At 37.7% G+C, this 18,810-nt stretch carries 15 protein-coding genes; 3 read left to right on the top strand and 12 right to left on the bottom strand.

Annotation, left to right across the window (positions count from 1 at the left end):
• Nucleotides 1-42: 42 nt before the first annotated feature.
• The 8 genes from H5118_RS09250 to H5118_RS09215 form a co-directional block, all read right to left on the bottom strand.
• The gene (locus H5118_RS09250; RefSeq protein WP_182748615.1) at nt 43-558 is read right to left on the bottom strand and encodes a M23 family metallopeptidase; all 516 of its coding nucleotides are present in this window, start codon (nt 556-558) and stop codon (nt 43-45) included.
• An 89-nt stretch (nt 559-647) separates the two neighbouring features.
• Nucleotides 648-914, bottom strand: a complete 267-nt coding sequence (locus tag H5118_RS09245; protein WP_002961829.1) for a YrhK family protein — start codon at nt 912-914, stop codon at nt 648-650.
• A 151-nt stretch (nt 915-1,065) separates the two neighbouring features.
• A complete protein-coding gene (locus tag H5118_RS09240) occupies nt 1,066-2,406 on the bottom strand; it encodes an SPFH domain-containing protein (protein WP_002961828.1) in 1,341 nt (446 codons plus the stop codon).
• A complete protein-coding gene (locus H5118_RS09235) occupies nt 2,399-2,737 on the bottom strand; it encodes a hypothetical protein (RefSeq protein WP_024595217.1) in 339 nt (112 codons plus the stop codon). The genes H5118_RS09240 and H5118_RS09235 overlap by 8 nt, the downstream gene beginning before the upstream one ends.
• A gap of 235 nt (nt 2,738-2,972) precedes the next feature.
• On the bottom strand, nt 2,973-4,460 hold the full coding sequence (locus H5118_RS09230; RefSeq protein ID WP_182748613.1) for a hypothetical protein: 1,488 nt from the start codon (nt 4,458-4,460) through the stop codon (nt 2,973-2,975).
• 592 nt (nt 4,461-5,052) lie between these two features.
• Entirely contained in the window at nt 5,053-8,157 is a 3,105-nt protein-coding gene (locus tag H5118_RS09225) for a pilus assembly protein (protein WP_182748611.1), read from the bottom strand.
• A 555-nt stretch (nt 8,158-8,712) separates the two neighbouring features.
• Entirely contained in the window at nt 8,713-9,123 is a 411-nt protein-coding gene (locus tag H5118_RS09220; RefSeq protein WP_004336087.1) for a hypothetical protein, read from the bottom strand.
• A 538-nt stretch (nt 9,124-9,661) separates the two neighbouring features.
• A complete protein-coding gene (locus tag H5118_RS09215; protein WP_002963253.1) occupies nt 9,662-10,069 on the bottom strand; it encodes a hypothetical protein in 408 nt (135 codons plus the stop codon).
• A 378-nt stretch (nt 10,070-10,447) separates the two neighbouring features.
• Here H5118_RS09215 and H5118_RS09210 point away from each other — a divergent pair, with 378 nt between their 5' ends.
• Nucleotides 10,448-10,996 carry a hypothetical protein gene (locus H5118_RS09210; protein WP_039488156.1) on the top strand — a complete coding sequence of 183 codons (549 nt, stop codon included), beginning with the start codon at nt 10,448-10,450 and terminating at the stop codon, nt 10,994-10,996.
• Nucleotides 10,997-11,072: 76 nt separating this feature from the next.
• Here H5118_RS09210 and H5118_RS09205 read toward each other — a convergent pair whose 3' ends face one another.
• The 3 genes from H5118_RS09205 to H5118_RS09195 form a co-directional block, all read right to left on the bottom strand.
• Entirely contained in the window at nt 11,073-12,323 is a 1,251-nt protein-coding gene (locus tag H5118_RS09205) for a sodium:proton antiporter (RefSeq protein WP_182748609.1), read from the bottom strand.
• 270 nt (nt 12,324-12,593) lie between these two features.
• Nucleotides 12,594-13,013 carry a hypothetical protein gene (locus H5118_RS09200; protein ID WP_182748608.1) on the bottom strand — a complete coding sequence of 140 codons (420 nt, stop codon included), beginning with the start codon at nt 13,011-13,013 and terminating at the stop codon, nt 12,594-12,596.
• Nucleotides 13,014-13,201: 188 nt separating this feature from the next.
• Nucleotides 13,202-14,014, bottom strand: a complete 813-nt coding sequence (locus H5118_RS09195; RefSeq protein ID WP_182748606.1) for an alpha/beta fold hydrolase — start codon at nt 14,012-14,014, stop codon at nt 13,202-13,204.
• Between the two features lie 297 nt (nt 14,015-14,311).
• Here H5118_RS09195 and sbcB point away from each other — a divergent pair, with 297 nt between their 5' ends.
• Nucleotides 14,312-15,757, top strand: a complete 1,446-nt coding sequence (gene sbcB, locus H5118_RS09190; protein WP_182748604.1) for an exodeoxyribonuclease I — start codon at nt 14,312-14,314, stop codon at nt 15,755-15,757.
• Nucleotides 15,758-17,214: 1,457 nt separating this feature from the next.
• Here the strand turns inward: sbcB and H5118_RS09185 are convergent.
• Nucleotides 17,215-18,096, bottom strand: coding sequence for an NAD(P)-dependent oxidoreductase (locus tag H5118_RS09185; RefSeq protein WP_182748602.1), 882 nt, complete (start codon nt 18,094-18,096; stop codon nt 17,215-17,217).
• Nucleotides 18,097-18,217: 121 nt separating this feature from the next.
• Here H5118_RS09185 and H5118_RS09180 point away from each other — a divergent pair, with 121 nt between their 5' ends.
• Entirely contained in the window at nt 18,218-18,778 is a 561-nt protein-coding gene (locus H5118_RS09180; protein WP_024605886.1) for a glutathione peroxidase, read from the top strand.
• Nucleotides 18,779-18,810: the final 32 nt, after the last annotated feature.

Below are 18,810 nucleotides of genomic sequence, written 5' to 3'. Positions count from 1 at the left end.
GGATTTTAGCTGTTAAACATCTTGATTTAACAGCTAAAACTATTATTTAGCAGTTAGTTTTTTATGTGGGCTCAAAAAAAACATCTTTTTCCACCCTTGGTTTTGCGTTGTAAAAAGCCACGGCATGGGCACTAACGATAAAATAGAATAATGCACATGAGGCTGTTTTCCTGCGGCATTTCCGGTATCGCCCAGTAAGCCAATTTGACTGTTTATGCTTATTACATCACCTGTACTTACCGAGTAGTCATTTAAATGTGCAAAATAATGCACGCGCCATTTAGGCCCAAGCACCGCAACCACCTTACCACCACGGGTTAACTCACCTGCAAATATAACAATACCGCTTGTTGAGGCAACTACGGGAGTATTTTTTGTGCCAAAAATATCAATTCCTTTGTGCACACCCGACCTACCCCAAGGCTCGTACCAAAACGTGTTATGGTTCCAATCTTTACTTGTGGCACCTTGTACCGGAATCATTATTTTTTCGGGAATTAGTAAGCCTATAATTAATAAAGTAGCTATTCCAATTGCAATCCACTTAAGTACTTTCACTTTTCTATCCTTGATATTTAAATAACTTATACTGGTAAATTATTAGCCATAATAACTGAACTCATCATGAGTCGTATCTATGGTTTTATTTATGAAGTTTTATTTGAATGAAATACCCGACTAACATGTACTAAGCTGATCAATTTCAAAACAGGTTTTATAAGCAATTGAGCACTGCCCGCTATAAACAGCCATGTGCCACTTTCTATTAGTGAGTCATTTAAAAAGAAAAAACTGCCAATTAAAAACCAAACAGCAATCAAAAAATCGTTAAACGCTCCCAGCGCTTCATATCGTCGCTGGATGGTAATATGCTCTTGTCCTAAATCTAAAATAAACTGATTACTGGGGTCCATAAGTACTGCTCACTCTTTTATTTCATAATTTAAAAAGCTTGTTTTCACAAGCTAAGCCGCACCATACAATAACAAAATTTACGCAATAAAAAACGCTGGCCAATGCGAATCAGCCAACGTTTTATTGTTTGTGCAATACTTAACTAATCGTTTATTTTTTCTCTTTTTCTAAACGCTTTTTAAGACTTAATGCAGCATCGGCGGCTAATAAACGCATAAATTCAGAGCCATTACTTTGCTCGCCTTGGCCTGCGCCTATTACAATTTCAGGCACTAAACGGCTATTACCTAAGCTTGTAAATAAAGCGGTTTGAATTTTAACTTCTGCTTTTAGTGTTTCATCAAATACATACTTTGGATCAAGTGCAGCAGACTTAGCTCTTAAACGAGCCTCAGCTAAAACGTCCATACCTAATGCTTCTAAACGTTGTTGCTTTAAAATCTCTTCTTGTTCTTTTGCAAGCTCCGCTTTTACAGCCACTCGTTGCTGTGCAGAAATAATGGCATTTGCCTTAATTCGTTCAGCATCAATTTGCTCTTTTATTTTTAGCTTTTCAGATTCAGCACGTTGCTTAGCAATTGCTTGTTCACCTAAAGCCACTTCGGTACGCGCTTGTTGCTCTGCTTTTTTAAGGTTTTGACGCGCTAGCGCTTCATCAGCAGCAGCCTGCTTTTGAGCTTCAAGGCGAGCATTTACTTTGCTTTCGTAGTCAATATCAATAATGCTGGCATCAACTACTGTAATACCGTAAGCGCCTAAAATAGGTGCGTTACGCAGTGTATTACCCTCATCATCCATTTTAATATTAATAGTGACACGTTGCTGTTTACTTAAATTACCTAAGTCGTCAGATTTATCGCGCTCACCCGTACTAATAATTTGTTCAGTAACAAAAATACCGTTGGTTAATTGATCAGCAAAATCTTGGCTTAATTGACCATTACCACCAGAGTAATGTTGCTCTACCGACATCATTCGCGCCGACGCTTTTACATTTTCGGTGGTTGCACGCATTAATAAATTAGATATTAATGTTTCTTGTGAACCAAACTCTTCGTGTATTTTAAGTAAACCACGTAGAGCACCCGACTCTGCTGCAGGTACATTGCCTGGCAATCTAAAACGAGAGACACCTCGTGCGCCACCTGTTGTGGTATCTAAAAATCGAATCGGAATTAACGGCACAATTGCGCTTGCTGTTGCACCAGCATCGCCCGTAAAGTTAATCGAAATTACTTTTTTATAAGCGGATGTACTACCAAATGCTTTTAAGTAAGGGCCTGCTTGATTTATTACGGTTAAGTTACCTGTAAAAGCCGATTGATGTACTAAACGCTCATCTGCTTCATTCCATGAAACAACTTGCGATGTAAGGGTTGCTATCACGACCAATACAACAACAATTGATGACACTATAATTACATTACGACGACCAAATCGACTCATAAATGAGTCACTTTTTACTGCTGGGACTGCTTTTTCGCTATCCATTTTTATTACTCTCCATGTTTAATTTCTTTTTAACAAAGTAAATAATTTCCTGTTCACTCAAATGTGCGCAAAAGCTACCAGAGCGATGTAACTCAACAAATGTTGCAAGGATTTCTTCTTTACCTTTAGCTGTTTTATCTTGGTTTTCTTGTGTTTGATTTTTTTCTGTTAGTTGAGTGATTAGTTCATCAACTATCGTGTCTTTATCAAACAGTACGTTGTATTCTTTGGATTTTCTTACCCGACTTTTATGTACGTTGCTGTAAATTACATAAAGTGCAACGCATAAAATAATAACAAGTAAACTTAACCCTATAATATAAAAAATCATAAGCTCTACTTAAATTAGTTTAAATACTTAATGAGCAATAACAATTGTAAGCATTGCTTAACAAATGTTAACCCAGTAATTTTACAGTAAACCCGAGTAAAAAACAGATTAAAAATAAAGTTCATCAGGTATACAGTTATAACCGCACATAAAAGTAAGCTTTTTCAAACAAAAAGTGCCAGTCAGTTATTAACTGACTGGCACTAAGCTAATATTAATTAAAGTGCTTTTTACATTATTCGCATGGCCCCCAATCAACACCGTTTTCACCGCATTCATACAGCGTTGTTCCATCTTCTCGGCGGGTATCTCTAAACCATTTCCCTTCAATTGTTTTAATAATACGTACGTTGTCTGTGGTTTTGTATTTACGCCAAAAGCTAGCATCAATAGATGTTTCGTCATCAAACTTATAAGGCATAGCAGCGAGTACGGTAACTAAATCTTGAGTGTCTAAATCAGCAGCTTTGTCTTTAACATTTACCCAATCAGATAATGTTTGAAAGTCGGCATTTTCCTCTCTAAAGGCAAAGTCAGTTTGGTAAAACGATCCTGACTCAGTATAGCTAATGCTAAAACCTCGCTCGAACGGTGTATCTAAATTAGAACTAACGCATTCATCCGCTGTTGGAAAGTTAACCGATGGGCTAGTATTAGTAACGCCATAAAGCACATTGCTTTGCTCAAAACTAACGTTCTCAATGCTAGAGCATCGGTAAGTACGATCGGCGTTAATGTAAACATCGTCTCTAACTGTTAATTTTCCATTTAACGATTCTTCGCCCCAAGGCGTATCTATTGAATCCAATCGAGACAAAATAACGTCAATTTTGTCGAGTTCGTCTGTATTTTGAAGCTTTACTTGCTCATAAATAAGTTCAGCGCCTGCAAAAATAACTTTGTCGCGGTACCATGCATTTTCAAACCCATACTCTGCATCTTTTGCTGTGTCTTGATAAATCACTGCTCTTACTTCTTCTGCATCAGGATACTGAGCATCTAGCTCTTGCTTGAATTTATAGGCCGCTTTTAGTCCCTTAACAATTGCTTGTGCTCTGTCGTAAGCGTCGCTGTCGTTAGTAGCGATAAAATCTGAGTAAATTTGCTCTGTCGACAAATTATAATGCGCAACCAAGTTTTGCATAACATTTGTTATTTCGCTTTGAAGGTTTGCAAGTAGCTCAGTATTTTCTTTAAGTGCATCACAACTTAAATTATTGTTACCACTTTTTTGGAATTGAAGGCTCAACTGCTCCCAAATAACGGTTGTTAAAGGTGATATATTTCGAATATCTTCATCAGTCAAAGCCTCAATTGAGGGTGGAAATGACATTTGATACGCTTGTGTTACCTCGCCTAAGTCCTCGTCAATTGCGCCAACCGGTACATCAACGTACATAGTTGAATACGGCACACACAGCGCCTGCTCTTCTGTAAAATTAAAACTATAATTACCCGATTCTTCAGAGACTACAGAAGGTTCTGATTGCTCGTCAAAAGTACCATCGCCATCAATATCCAGCCATACTATTGCACCAGATACATAACCATCAATAACCTTTCCAGTAAGAGAGATAGTGTTAACTTCTACGGGCTCTACTTTCACGGGATCTGGCTTAGCTACAACTGGCTCTACAACGGCCGCTTTATCACCGCCTCCACATCCAACAAGGCCTAGCGTAAACGCTAATGAAATAGCTAACTGACTTTTTTTAAAAAACATACAAAGACTTCCTTTTTTGCACTTTAATTATTATTAAAAATCATATTGTTATAAGTTACTTTAATACAAAATAAGTAATGCCAATCTGCTTATATATGGGATCTAGTTAACGTTAAGAAAATTATGCTAGAACGAGGCAAAAATTTTTGTATCTAGTTGTTCTAAATAAAATTTTAACGACGTTATAGTGCAATTTAATTTGTTAAATTACTCAAAGATTTATGCAGGTTGGTATAAATTTAAACAACAGAAATTTATTGAATTTTTATGGGGGGATGGCAACAAGTTAACATGCCCTGTACCTATATAGTGACACAGCATGTTATATTTAGCTCTTACATTTGTTAATTAAATATAACAAATGCCAGCTATTATTAACCAATATGGACTACAGGCACCCAATCTAAAGGGCTTGAGTGATAGGCAGTATTTTGTAAATGAATGTGTATTATACATGGGTTGGTTTAGAGCCCTTCGAAAACTCTAAACCAATTATATAAGCAAACCATTAGCATTTTTGATTTGCTCTTAAAATTGAAAAGCCATCTAACTAAGGTGGCTTATGTTTATTGCATTGTGTTTTTTAAAGTGCCTAAGTATCGTTTTCTTCGCGTTTATAAATATATGTTTGTTGGGTTTTAAAGCCAAAACCAATTGGTTCAGCGCCATTTACTAGCTTAACTTTTCCACCTTCAACATTTAAATTTGGCCCAAGTATTTCAATAGCTTTTATCGGCTTATCAGAACCTTTAACCCCAGGGCCTATTAAATAAAACTGACTAACTTGCGTTACATCCGTTGCATCATCCCAATCGCACTTACCATCCGCATCATTATCTGCACACGACGGGCCTTCCCCAAAAAATAGTTTCGGTGTATCTGGTACATCATTACTTGTTGCAAATTTCACATCGTCATAAACCTTCGTTCCATAATGCAAATGAAAGGCATAAAGCGAACCACCGCCACCCGTTAACGAACATTGGTTTTGCGTTGATGATGAAGATGCAGGCGTAAAGGAAGTAAAGTACGCAACCCCACCAACGACTGTTGCTGCAGCAAGAGACTTTTCACCCGTCCCTAATTCGTATCGCCACCCTTTAAATTCGGCTAACTTAACTTCAAGATTAACAAATTTATCAACGTCATCAAGTGCGTTACCAAATGGGTCTTCATTCATTTTCATTAAATCATCTGGCACTATTGGGGCTGGAAATTCAGTAAATATTTTTGTTAGGGTGTTTTCATCACGGATCATATACAACTGATCTTGCTCATTAGTAGCAAGTGGGTTTGAACGATTTCCGCTACCTATAACTATTGCGTCGTACGGGGTATCTAAACGGGTGGTGATCATTTCACCACCATAATTGGTTTTAGTAACTTTACTAAACAGCGTTCTAGCAACTAATGGTTTGTAAAAAAAACGTCTGTCTTGCGACGCTAATGTACTGCCAAGCTCTGCAAGTTTAAAATGGGTAATATCACCTTCATCTTCACTAGGAATATCTACTCGCCAAATATTACCGCCAGTATCTGTTGCATAAATTCGGTCGATATACCCGTCGTAATCTGAGTCAAGCGTAGTTACATCCGCTGCAATACTGTGCTCTCCGGTAAAACCATGTTCATCTGGAGTCAGCGCCCATACCTTTTCGCCAGTTTTAGCATTAACAATGTAGATACCTAGTCCGGTTTCATCTGTTGTTCTAATCGCATTATCTTTGTTTGTATCGTAGCCTGCGCCAAATATTAGCAATGGATCCTCACCAAAGGCTTTAATGTATGCAATTTGAGGTTTAGACCATGTTTGCGCTAAATATTTAAATTCTTCTGAGCCACCAACAATAGGCTTATTCCATAATTTTTTAGGTTTTTTTGGGTCACTTATATCAAGCGCGTAGTAATTATTACCGCCTCTGCGCATACCTGCAAATGCCCACACTTCATCACCATCACTTGCTCTAATAACACCATCGTTTAACCCTTCGCTATTTGAGCCTTTATTATTAAAGAACACACTTATAGGCCCATCCATGCCATACACTTTTGTATTTGCAAGATTACTACGCAAAGCAGGAATGTTTTTTAATAAGGCAGCAGGTGTAAAAGCCCACTTTTCTTCAACAGTATCGCCTTTGTCTTCAAACATATGTAAAAAGCCGGCATTAGTACCAACAAGTATGTGAATACTTCCATCGCCGTAATCTATAGATACCGGCTTTGAATGCAAAGGGTCGCCAAAAATATTGATTCGCTGATCTACTGATGAGTTATCACCATCTTCATTGTCAACATCAACCCCTCGTGCCCAGCTAATATCACTCTCCTGTAAAGTTAGCCCGATATTAGGAATCAAATCAGGGGCAAGATCGGTAACTGTACCTGTCGCTAAATTTAAAATGGTTTGTACTTTATCAAAAGTAAAATCAATAATACTGCCCGTTTTATCTATGTAAATTTTACGGCTGTCAGGGTCTAAAGTTGATAAAAGTAAATTTACGCCACCCTGGGCTACTAAATTCCCATCTGCAGGCTTATTAGTTGGCAGCCAAAAAGTTCGCGCTTTCTCATCAATTAACCCATTTTCATCAAGGGCTATTTGATCAGTTGAATCGACTATATTTGCGCCTGACACTTTTAGCTTTTTTAAATTCCCGCTCCAACGTGCGCCTGTTTCTGGGTAAAACATCGCAAAGTAAATTGACTCTCGGCTACGTGTTTGGTCAACATTATTACTTGCTACCGTAGGTGATGAAAAACTATCGTTAACTTCGCGTATTTTCGATATTGTATTATTAAGCGCTTCAGAAAGTTCAGTTGATGTGTCTGCATGTAAGTACTCGCCGCCGCCCAATAAAGCGGTTTTTTCTAATAACTTTTTACCATTTGTGCTCATGCCACTACCAAAACCGATAGTAAAAACTCGCCCCGTATCGGCAACCTCTGGCGTAGTCTCGTACAAGTCAACTTCAACATCTCTTGTACCGTGTATTATTTGAGCTAAAGCGGCTAAATAACTACCACTTGTTTTAGATGGGTTTGAGTCAAAAGTAGATTTGTATAGAGTCTTTATAGAACTATCGCTTTCGTTATCACTGACTGGGTCGCCATCTGTCATTAAAATCAAATTAATAGAGTTATCACAACGCTCATCAGAACCTATTACTTGTTTAAAAGGAGAGATATAAGAAGAATTACTCTGGCTATAAGAAGTGGCAGTTTCAGCACTTAAGTCACGCTTGTAATCGCGGTTATAAATAGTTGAGCTATACCCATAATGAACTTTTTGACCTGTTAAGTATAAGTAAGCTTCCCATAAAGTTTCTGTAACGGGCGTATTACCATTAGCTGGCAAGTTTTGTATTTGAGTTTTTACAGAGGAGTGCTCAGCCCCTAAGCCAGCCATTACATACCCGCCAGAGTAATAATTGAAACGCATTAACCCAAAGTCAATAGTCGCGTTATCAGTTACTAATTGCTTCATAGCGCCTTTTGCAGCAGTTAAACGTGTCTCATTTGGATAATCAATGTATGTTCCCATACTTCCTGAAGTATCAAAAATAATAAGTACACGAGGGTTTTCGTCGGTTTCAACATTATGGTTTACGTATAGCTCTATATCTTCGGCAAATACAGAAACGCTAATACCTACCCCGAATAACAAGGCAGCTATTTTTTTTAGTTTAAATTGCATTTTTAAATCCCTTTATTTGCGCTTTTTATTTTTATTGCGCAAGTTAATAACTACTCTATTCCCTGTTTAATTTTTAGTAATATTGAGGTGGGACTAAAAATAAAACAAAAGTTATATCTAGCTATTCATCACAAAACAGTGATTAGCATCCACGTGGCGTCAATGCTATAAAATATATATTACTTCGATTTTTAAATAAAAACAGACTAAAGTCAAAGACATTAGGTTTTATTATCAATTAAAAACAACAGCTTAAATAAAACAATCCCGTTTTACTGCACAGTTGAATCATGCTAAAAAACTATATTTTTACCTATGTTTCTATATTTATAGATCTATGTTTTAGGTAACAAGTACTTACCAATATAAATTAGTAACGTAGGACTCTAAAAATCACCTTTAAAAACACTATTATTCAGTAAAACTGTTTTATTAAAAGAAGTGTGTTTATAGGTAACTACGGTTATTCAAACATACAAAAAAGCCCATATTAGGTGCTACCTAATATGGGCTTTTATACTCTCGCTAAATTATAAGCGCTTTATACAAGCATTCTTATAAAGATAACTCTTTTTTAGCGCGAGTTAAGTTATGTGTTACAAGTGAGTTTTTAGAAATTTGAACTGCTTCATATAAATCAGAAATACCAGCAGTGTCTTTTTGAGCCTTAATACGTGCTACACCACGGTTACTTAATGCAAACGATGTAAGTTCACGTACTTTTAAACGCGGACCATGGCTTTGCTTAAGCAATGCAATTGCTTGTGTACAAATAGCTTCTGCTTCTTCGTAGTTTCTTGCTTCAACATTTAAAGCACAGCTATTAAATGACTTTTCAAATGCGGGTGCTGCAGTTACAGAGTCTTCAATAACCATTAATTTATAATCACCTTGATTAGCCATTGCAGCAGCTGAGCAAGTTAATAATGAGCCAAGAGCGATGGTTTTTAAAAGTGTAAATTTCATGATTATATTCCTAATTAGTTAAGTCGTACTTGTTGCCGACAACTTAACTTTAGAGTGTTAGCTCAATTACCACAAACGATAAAAACAAACCTAATAAGTGAATAAATCTAAACTATAGACTTTAGTCTAACACCAACAAAAATACCCAGAAATTACAATAAGTTAAAAACCATAAAAATCACTAAATAATAAATAACAGAATACAGTTTTATTATTTTTTAATAATACCAATTCGCTTAATTAAGTGATCTATTTTGAGGATGAAAAAACGTGTTGATAGCTAGGCAAAAAATTCGCTATTTGGTTGTTCTAAATGAGAATTTTTTAACGCAGGTAGCGACACGTTTAGCCCCGCAAAATGATTAAGTATTATTGCGGGTTGGTATAACACAATACAAAGTTAATAAGCACGAAAAAGCCGATATTGAGGTTTAACCCAACATCGGCTTTTTTACTCTCGCTATTTTATATCATGCTTTAGTAAGCGCTTTATAAAACACGTTATAAAGCGCTTTATAAAACACGTTATAAAGGTTTTTTATAACGATAATTCTTCTTTAGCGCGAGTTAAGTTGTGCGATACCATTGAGCTGTTAGACAATTTTGATGCCTCGTATAAATCAGCAAGTGCAGCTGTATCGTTATGCGCTTTTAAACGTGCAACACCACGGTTGCTTAATGCAAATGACGTAAGTTGGCGTACTTTAAATTTAGGGCCATCTGCGTCTTTTAAAAGTGCGATTGCTTTAGTACAAATTGCTTCCGCCTCAGCGTAATTTTTTGACTTAACATTTAGTGCGCAGCTATTAAATGATTGCTCAAGTGGCTGTGGCGCTGTTGCAGTTTCAATAACCATTAATTTGTAATCACTTTGATCAGCCATTGCAGCAGCTGAACATGTTAATAGTGAGCTAAGAGCGATAGTTTTGATAAGTGTAAATTTCATGATTAATTTCCTGTAAGTTAAGTCGTACTTGTTGCCGACAACTGAACTTTAGAGAATTAACACAACCCCGACAAACGATTAAAACAAACCTAATAAGTGAAGAAAATTAACCTATAGACCTTAGTCTAATACGCTTGAATTTTTTCTATATATTTAAATAAGTTACGAACCAATAATCGTGCCTAAAATCGCTACTTTACGTTTTAAAATGTATATAATTATTTATGCCTTTTTTTAGTTGGTTTTATTTTAAACACCTTACTTTGGCATAGCTGAGTAACTATTAAACAAATTTATACATTTAATTACATGCAATACTAAGTTATGTATTTATAATTACAGCTCTGGTAACTTTTCATCATTAATGGGTTAACTTTTTTGAAACACATACTTCCTCTTTTTGTTTTATTAAGCACGCTTTTATCATTTAGCCAAAATGCTAACGCAAGGCTTTTGCTCGGTAATGACATGCCTAACACCGGTATGTTTATAAAATCAGAATTTAATGGCGATAGCAGCATTACATCTGCAGGTGTAGAAATGATGGTTAAGCAAAATTACAGTAACTTTGGTGTTGTTTTTACAAGCGCAATTGGCGCGGCAGTAATCGATAATAAACAAGGCGAGCAAGAAGAATTTATAACGTGGGACAATGGCATGAAGCTTGGTTATTTTAATGACTTTTTTATATACGCCGAGCTTGGCTTAGATCTGTTCGAACTCGCCTTTAAAAACGATAGAGGCGATAACACCTACCAAATAGAAAAATCGAACAACGACATAGACGGCTACGCAGGTATAGGTGCGGGTTATCACTTTAAGCCATTTAAAATAGAAGTATTTACCCGAGCACGCCAAATAGATGGCGACTACTGGGAAGCACAAGAACATATTTACAGCGGTGTGCAGCTCAGCTTTACGTTTTAACTCCCCTTTTGTTTTATAAAAAAATAAAAAGCGTGTGAAATACAGCTATTTCACACGCTTTTTAAAAGAATTATATTTAACGGATAGTTTTGGCTACTTTACCAATGCTCAAACCCTGAATTAAAATAGAAAACACCACAACCGCATAAGTCAGAGCCAACAAAATATCGCGCTCGTTCCCATCAGGTAGTTGCAATACCAGTGCAACCGAAATACCACCACGCAAGCCACCCCAGGTTAAAACTTTCCACGCACCAGATGGCAACTCTAATTGCTTATTAAATGTAGTGGTTGTTATACCCACAACAATTAAACGTGCGAGTAACGCGATAAAAATAGTTAAGCCACCAGCAATAAACAAATTACTCGAAAATGCAATCATGACGACTTCTAGCCCTATGAGTACAAATAAAATGGCATTTAAAATTTCGTCAATCAGTTCCCAAAATAAATCAACGTAATGGCGTGTCTTGTCGCTCATAGCCATACTACGACCATGATTGCCCACCATTAACCCCATCATTACCATTGCAAGTGGGCCTGACAAATGCCAATGGCTTGCAAGTGCATAACCACCAATAACGCCCGCTAAAGTAAGTAGTACTTCTTCTTGGTAACTATCAATACTTTTAAGTAAGTAATATAAAATACCACCTAATACCAAACCAAAAACAATACCGCCACCGGCTTCAACCGCCAGCGTGTGTGCTACATAATAAGTTGTAGGAATATCACCACTTGATAAAACACCCAATAAAAGCACAAAAATAACCACGCCTATACCATCGTTAAACAACGATTCACCTGCAATCACGGTTTCAATACTTTTAGGCGCCCCCGCAGATTGTAAAATTCCCATTACCGCAATCGGATCGGTTGGCGAAATTAATGCGCCAAACAGTAAACACCAAATAAATGCTAAATCAAAACCAAGCAAAGGAAGCACTAAATAAAGCGCACCAGCAATAATAACAGTTGATAGCAACGTACCAACACAGGCCAAAATACCTATTGGCAACTTATAGCGCCTTAAATCGCTAACATTTACATGTAGCGCCCCAGCAAACAGCAGCATAGAGAGCATGCCATCGAGCAAAACTTCAGTAAAATCTAACTGATCGAGTAAGCTCACTTCGTAATCTATAAGATCATCAAACCCTAAAAAGCCCAAAAATATAGCGCCGATAGATAAAAGCATCGAAATAACCATAACGCCAATGGTTGTTGGCAAGCCAATAAAGCGATGGTTTACATAGGTGAGTAACGCGGTAATTGATAAAAATATCGCACTTATTTCAAGTACGCTTAGGCTGGTTCCTGGTGCCATGGTTTAAATCTCAATATTTATTTAATGATGCCTTGCTCATAATAAGCAAAGCAGAAAGGTTATTATTTTTTATACGGTTATCTCGTATTATATTCGTGTAGCCTAAACAAGCATACCCAAAATATTAATTATAAATACACACCCTACTCAATTAACGTCTTTCAAAGTATTAACTCACGCGTTAAATAAAACAAAAAAGCCCATGTTAGGAATTAACCTAACATGGGCTTTTTTACTCTCGCTATTTTATATCATACTTTTTTAAGTATTTTATAAAGCGCTTATCAAAGAGAAGTCTTCTTTAGCGCGAGTTAAGTTATGCGATACCATTGCACTTTTAGACATTTCATTTGCTTCGTATAAATCAGCAAGGCCAGCAGTGTCGTTATTCGCTTTTAAACGTGCAACACCACGGTTGCTTAATGCAAACGATGTAAGTTGGCGTACTTTAAATTTAGGACCATCTGCGTCTTTTAAAAGCGCGATTGCTTTAGTACAAATTGCTTCAGCTTCAGCGTAATTTTTTGACTTAACATTCAGTGCGCAGCTATTAAATGATTGCTCAAGTGGCTGTGGCGCTGTTGCAGTTTCAATAACCATTAATTTGTAATCACTTTGCTCAGCCATTGCAGCAGCTGAACATGTAAGTAGTGAGCTAAGAGCGATAGTTTTGATAAGAGTAAGTTTCATGATTATTGTCCTGTTAAGTTAGTCGTACTTGTTGCCGACAACTGAACTTTAGAGAATTAACACAAAACCGACAAACGATTAAAACAAACCTAATAAGTGAATAAATCTAACCTATAGACTTTAGTCTAATGCCAAATTACTAATTTACGGCAATTGGTATTTATACAATCAGCAACCAAACCCACACCTTATTTAGTACGTTCAAGCAACTTAACTACTTGGGCTACAACCATTTCTGGCTCATCATTTTGCGGATAGTGATAGCTCTTATTTGTTATTACTATTTCACCTTGAGGAAATGCATTAGCCCACTTTGAATGTAAGTCGCCCCACATTTCACGCGCTTTGTCGGTAAAAAATAATACAGATGGCTTTTTATACTTTTTAACTGAGGCAATTACTGTCACGGGTATGTCAGCAATTTGTGGATAATCGGGCAGTGGACGTTTTGCCCAAAAATCTAAATACTGATTCGACATTCCATTTTTTATATCGTCGAGCTTTATTGCTGCAATTTCTTTTTCAGCGCGTGGCAAATCAATCGCGCGCATAATATCTACATCGTGTTCTGATGCAGGCTCAATTAACATCAACGCTTTAATCTGATTAGGGTATGTCGCAGCAAATACACGCGCAATATAAGCACCATAAGAGTGCGCAACATACACAACAGGCTCTTCTATTTTCAGTGTTTTGAGTAATAACGCAGCCTCAGCTGCATATTCTTCTGAGCTATAGTTTTTCTTTATTTGTGCAGAGCCGCCATTACCAATACGAGAATACCGTATAACTTTAGCGTGCTTGGTAAGTGATTCAAAAATCGGGTCCCAATCACTTAAACCAGCAGAACCACCCGTTTCGAGTAAAATAGTATGTTTACCTTTACCACCTAGCTCGTATTCAACGTCAAAGCCATTTACTTTGACGACAGTCAATTTAGCTAATGCATTATTAGATAATAAAAGTAAGAAAAGGATTTGTATTGTTGTTTTATAAGTCATAATTTAATTAAACTTCACCATTACTTGAAACAAATATTTGATCACGCAACTTTCACCATGCTCTAAACCTCAAAAGATGCAATCTTCCTTAAGTATCTTTTTGAATATTCTTACTTCATATCTTACCTCAGATTAAAATTGTAAAAAAATTACTTTCGACTAGGAATATACGTAACCTCATTTATCACCCAAACCTATAAACTCCCTCGCCCATATGCCATAATCTAAATAATTCATTATTTTAGTAACTTGGCGCGTATTTAAGCGCTTTTAAGTTAACTACTCAGGGTTTTCAGCATGGCATATCAAGAGCAAAATCAAGCAACAATCTATTGGCACGACTACGAGACTTGGGGGGCGAGCCCTCAAAAGGATAAGCCGAGCCAATTTGCGGGTATTCGTACCGATCTTGATTTAAATATTATTGGCGAGCCACTTATTGAATATTGTAAGCCGCAAGCGGATTACTTACCTCACCCTGAGGCGTGTTTAATTACGGGTATTACGCCACAAGTAGCGATGAAAAAAGGCTTAGTTGAAGCTGAGTTTATAGCAAAAATTCATGCCGAATTTAGTGTACCAAACACCTGTGTTGCCGGTTATAACAGTATTCGGTTTGATGACGAAGTAAGCCGTTATAGCTTTTACCGTAACTTTTACGACCCATACGAGCGTGAATATAAAAATAACAATAGCCGATGGGATATTATTGATTTAGTACGTGCTTGTTACGCGCTGCGCCCTGAAGGGATTGAATGGCCGTTAAAAGAAGACGGCAGCCCAAGCTTTAAGTTAGAACATTTAACCGTAGCTAATGGTATTGAACACGCCGCAGCGCATGATGCACTAAGCGACGTAACCGCCACTATTGCACTGGCTAAGCTAATAAAAGAAAAACAGCCAAAGCTGTATAACTTCTTTTTTGGTTTGCGTGGCAAAAAAGCCCTTGCTGAATTGGTTGATGTTTTTAACATGACGCCGCTGGTGCATACCACGTCGCGCATACCTGCAACACAAGGCTGTACAAGCTGGGTTGCACCGATGAGCTTTCATCCGGTAAATAAAAACGCGGTTATTTGTTTTGATTTAACCCAAAATCCACAAGTACTCATTGATTTAAACGTAGAAGAATTACGCAAACGTTTATACACCAAACGTGTAGATTTAGCCGAGGACGATTTACCTGTTGGCTTAAAACTAGTGCATTTAAACAAGTGCCCTATTTTAGCCCCAGCTAAAACGTTATTGCCTGAAAATGCCGCCCGCCTAGGGATTAACCGCGAGCAGTGCTTAGCTAACTTAGCTATTTTAAAAGCCAATACCGACCTTCGCGATAAAGTAACCGAAGTGTTTAACGAGCAAGGCGATTACAGCGCAACCACTAACGTTGACTACTTACTTTACGATGGGTTTACAAGCCATGCTGATAAAGCTAAGTTTGCGATTATTCGTGATGCAAAACCAGATGAATTAGCTGGGTTGAAGTTAGACTTTGAAGATAAAAAGTTTAATACGTTATTGTTTAGATACCGCGCCCGTAACTGGCCTGAAACGCTAAACCAGCAAGAGCTTGATCAATGGCGCCAGTATTGCCAAAACAAGTTAATGCACGGCGAAGATCAACCGTCGATTAATGCGCAAGATTTTATGATCACCCTTGAAAACCTAGCGCATGAACATGACGACAGCGAAAAAAATCTTACAATTTTAAAGGCACTGTATAACTACGCACAAAGCATGTAATTTTGTTTGTATAACGCATTAAAAACGCGACGCTTTAGCAATAAAGCGTCGCGTTTTTGTTTATAAATATCTGTACCACTTCAAACAAAGCAAAAGCTATTTCACAAAGAGAAGCGAATGAGGAGTAAATGAGAAGACATAAAAAACAATCTTTTTTAGATCTATTACTTCTTCTAAAAGCGCAGCGCCTCATATCCTCTTTGTGAATAAATCACTTTACGGGCTTTGCCCGTCACGCAAGCAAGCTTCGCGTCTACGAAACAACCACAAATCTATACTTTGGGGTAAACGTTGAGCTTGCTCATGTGAAAAGCGCAGTTTTTAATTGCTTAAATAAAACACTATTCACAAAGAGAAGAGCAAGAGGAATAAATGAGAAGACATAAAAACAATAATTTTTTATATCTATCACAGCCTCTAAAAGCGCAGCGCCTCTAAACCTCTTTTGTAAGTAAGTCACTTTTACGGGCTTTGCGTCTACAAATTAAACCCACAGTTAAACTTTAGGGGTAGACGTTGAGCTTGCTCACGTGAAAAGCGTAGCTTTTAATTACTTAAATAAAACACTATTCACAAAAAGAAGCGAATGAGGAGTAAATGAAAAGACATAAAAACAATAATTTTTTAGATCGATTACTTCCTCTAAAAGCGCAGCGCCTCATAACCTCATTGTGAATAAATCTTACGGGCTTTGCCCGTCACGCAAGCAAGCTTCGCGTCTACAAATTAAACCCACAGTTAAACTTTGGCGGTAGACGTTGAGCTTGCTCACGTGAAAAGCACCGCTTTTGATTACTTAAATAAAACTCTATTCACAATGAAGCGCATGAGGAGTAAATGAGAAGACATAAAAACAATAATTTTTTAGATCTATTACTTCCTCTAAAAGCGCAGCGCCTCTAAACCTCTTTGTGAATAAATTACTTTACGGGCTTTGCCCGTCACGCAAGCAAGCTTCGCGTCTACGAAACAACAATAAACTATACTTTGGGGTAAACGTAGAGATCGCTCACGTGAAAAGCGCAGCTTTTAATTGCTTAAATAAAACTCTATTCACAAAGAGAAGCGAATAAGGAGTAAATGAAAAGACATAAAAACAACAATCTTTTAGATCTATTACTTCCTCTAAAAGCGCAGCGCCTCATAACCTCTTTGTGAATAAATTACTTTACGGGCTTTGCCCGTCACGCAAACAAGCTTCGCGTCTACAAATTAAACCCACAGTTAAACTTTGGCGGTAGACGTTGAGCTTGCTCACGTGAAAAGCACCGCTTTTGATTACTTAAATAAACACTATTCACAAAAGAAGCGCATGAGGAGTAAATGAGAAGACATAAAAACAATAACTTTTTAGATCTATTACTTCCTCTAAAAGCGCAGCGCCTCTAAACCTCTTTGTGAATAAGTCACTTTTACGGGCTTTGCCCGTCACGCAAGCAAGCTTCGCGTCTACAGCGTTATTTTTTATGCAGCGCTTCAATGCGTGCTAGTAAGCTTGAGGTGTCGTATCTGCCACCGCCGAGTGCTTGTACGTCGGCGTAATATTGATCGACCGTTGCGGTCATTGGTAAAGTAGCGCCGTTGTTTTTAGCTTCATCGAGTGCAATGCCTAAATCTTTACGCATCCAATCTACGGCAAAACCAAATTCATATTCACCCGCCCACATTGTTTTGTAGCGGTTTTCCATTTGCCACGAACCGGCTGCACCTTTAGAAATGGTTTCTATAACTTTTTCACCATCAAGCCCAGCTTGCTTGGCAAAATGTAAGCCTTCGGCTAAACCTTGCACTACACCAGCAATACAAATTTGATTAACCATTTTACAAAGTTGTCCCGAGCCAACGCCGCCTAGTAATTGGCTAAAACGACTAAACGCCGCCATAACTGGCTGCACTTTAGCAAATACGGCTTCACTACCACCCGCCATAACCGTTAATACGCCGTTTTCGGCGCCAGCTTGTCCGCCCGATACAGGCGCATCTATAAAGTCGATATTTTGCAGAGCCGCTATTGCAGCCACTTCACGTGCTACTTCGGCAGAAGTTGTGGTGTGATCAACCAAAACAGTGTGCGGTAACATGCCCGCTAACACGCCGTCGTCGCCATACACTACTGAGCGTAAATCGTCATCATTCCCAACACACATAAATACAATATCAGCGCCTTGAGCAGCTTCGCGTGGGGTGTGTGCAACGCTTCCTTTGTATTGTTCAGCCCAACTTTGCGCCTTTGATTGCGTACGATTAAATACACATACGCTATGCCCTTTATTGGCTAAATGCCCCGCCATTGGGTAACCCATTACGCCTAAACCTATAAATGCGACTTTCATTGACATAAAAATGACCTATTTAACTGATAACTTAGAAACTAGACCTCGATTATGTCAACCGGTCGATAAAAAAGCGAATGAAAGTCTTTATAAAATTTCCTTAACGGGAAAGGTAAGTAGGTAACCTATGGACAGTATTTATCAATTTAATGCACCACTTTATAACAGCGAAAATTTTCCTCTTAGCCAGTTACAGGGCAAAACCGTCCTTATTGTTAATACAGCGAGTAAGTGTAATTTTTCGGTGCAATTAAACGCACTCGAAAAGCTCTACCAGCAATACAAAAGCAATGGTTTTACTGTGCTAGCGTTTCCGTGTAACCAGTTTGGCCAAAATGAGCCGCTTGATAATTTAGCCATTAAAGACTTTTACCAAGATCAATTTAATATCTCGTTTGAGGTATTTGGTAAGGTAATGGTAAACGGGCCAGAAACACATCCGTTGTTTAATTATTTAAAGTCGCATACGCGGGGTATTTCGCAAAACCGCGCAATTAAATGGAATTTCACTAAGTTTTTAATTAATTCACAAGGGCAACTTGTTGCTCGCTATGCACCGCGTACTAAGCCCGAAACACTTAAACAAGTAATAGAAAGTAACTTACTGCAAGCCGCAAAGTTAAGCGCTGCAAGAGGTGGTAAAAAGGTAGCATCAAAAATATCTTTGTTTACGCCAGCTAAGGCTTAATTTAAATCAATAAAATGCGTGTTACTAAAGCA

The organism is Pseudoalteromonas sp. SR41-1 (genome assembly GCF_014164015.1).
In the GTDB taxonomy this organism is placed as follows: domain Bacteria; phylum Pseudomonadota; class Gammaproteobacteria; order Enterobacterales; family Alteromonadaceae; genus Pseudoalteromonas; species Pseudoalteromonas distincta.
The sequence above is the reverse complement of the archived record's forward strand: the minus strand, read 5'-3'. Positions and strand labels throughout refer to the sequence as shown.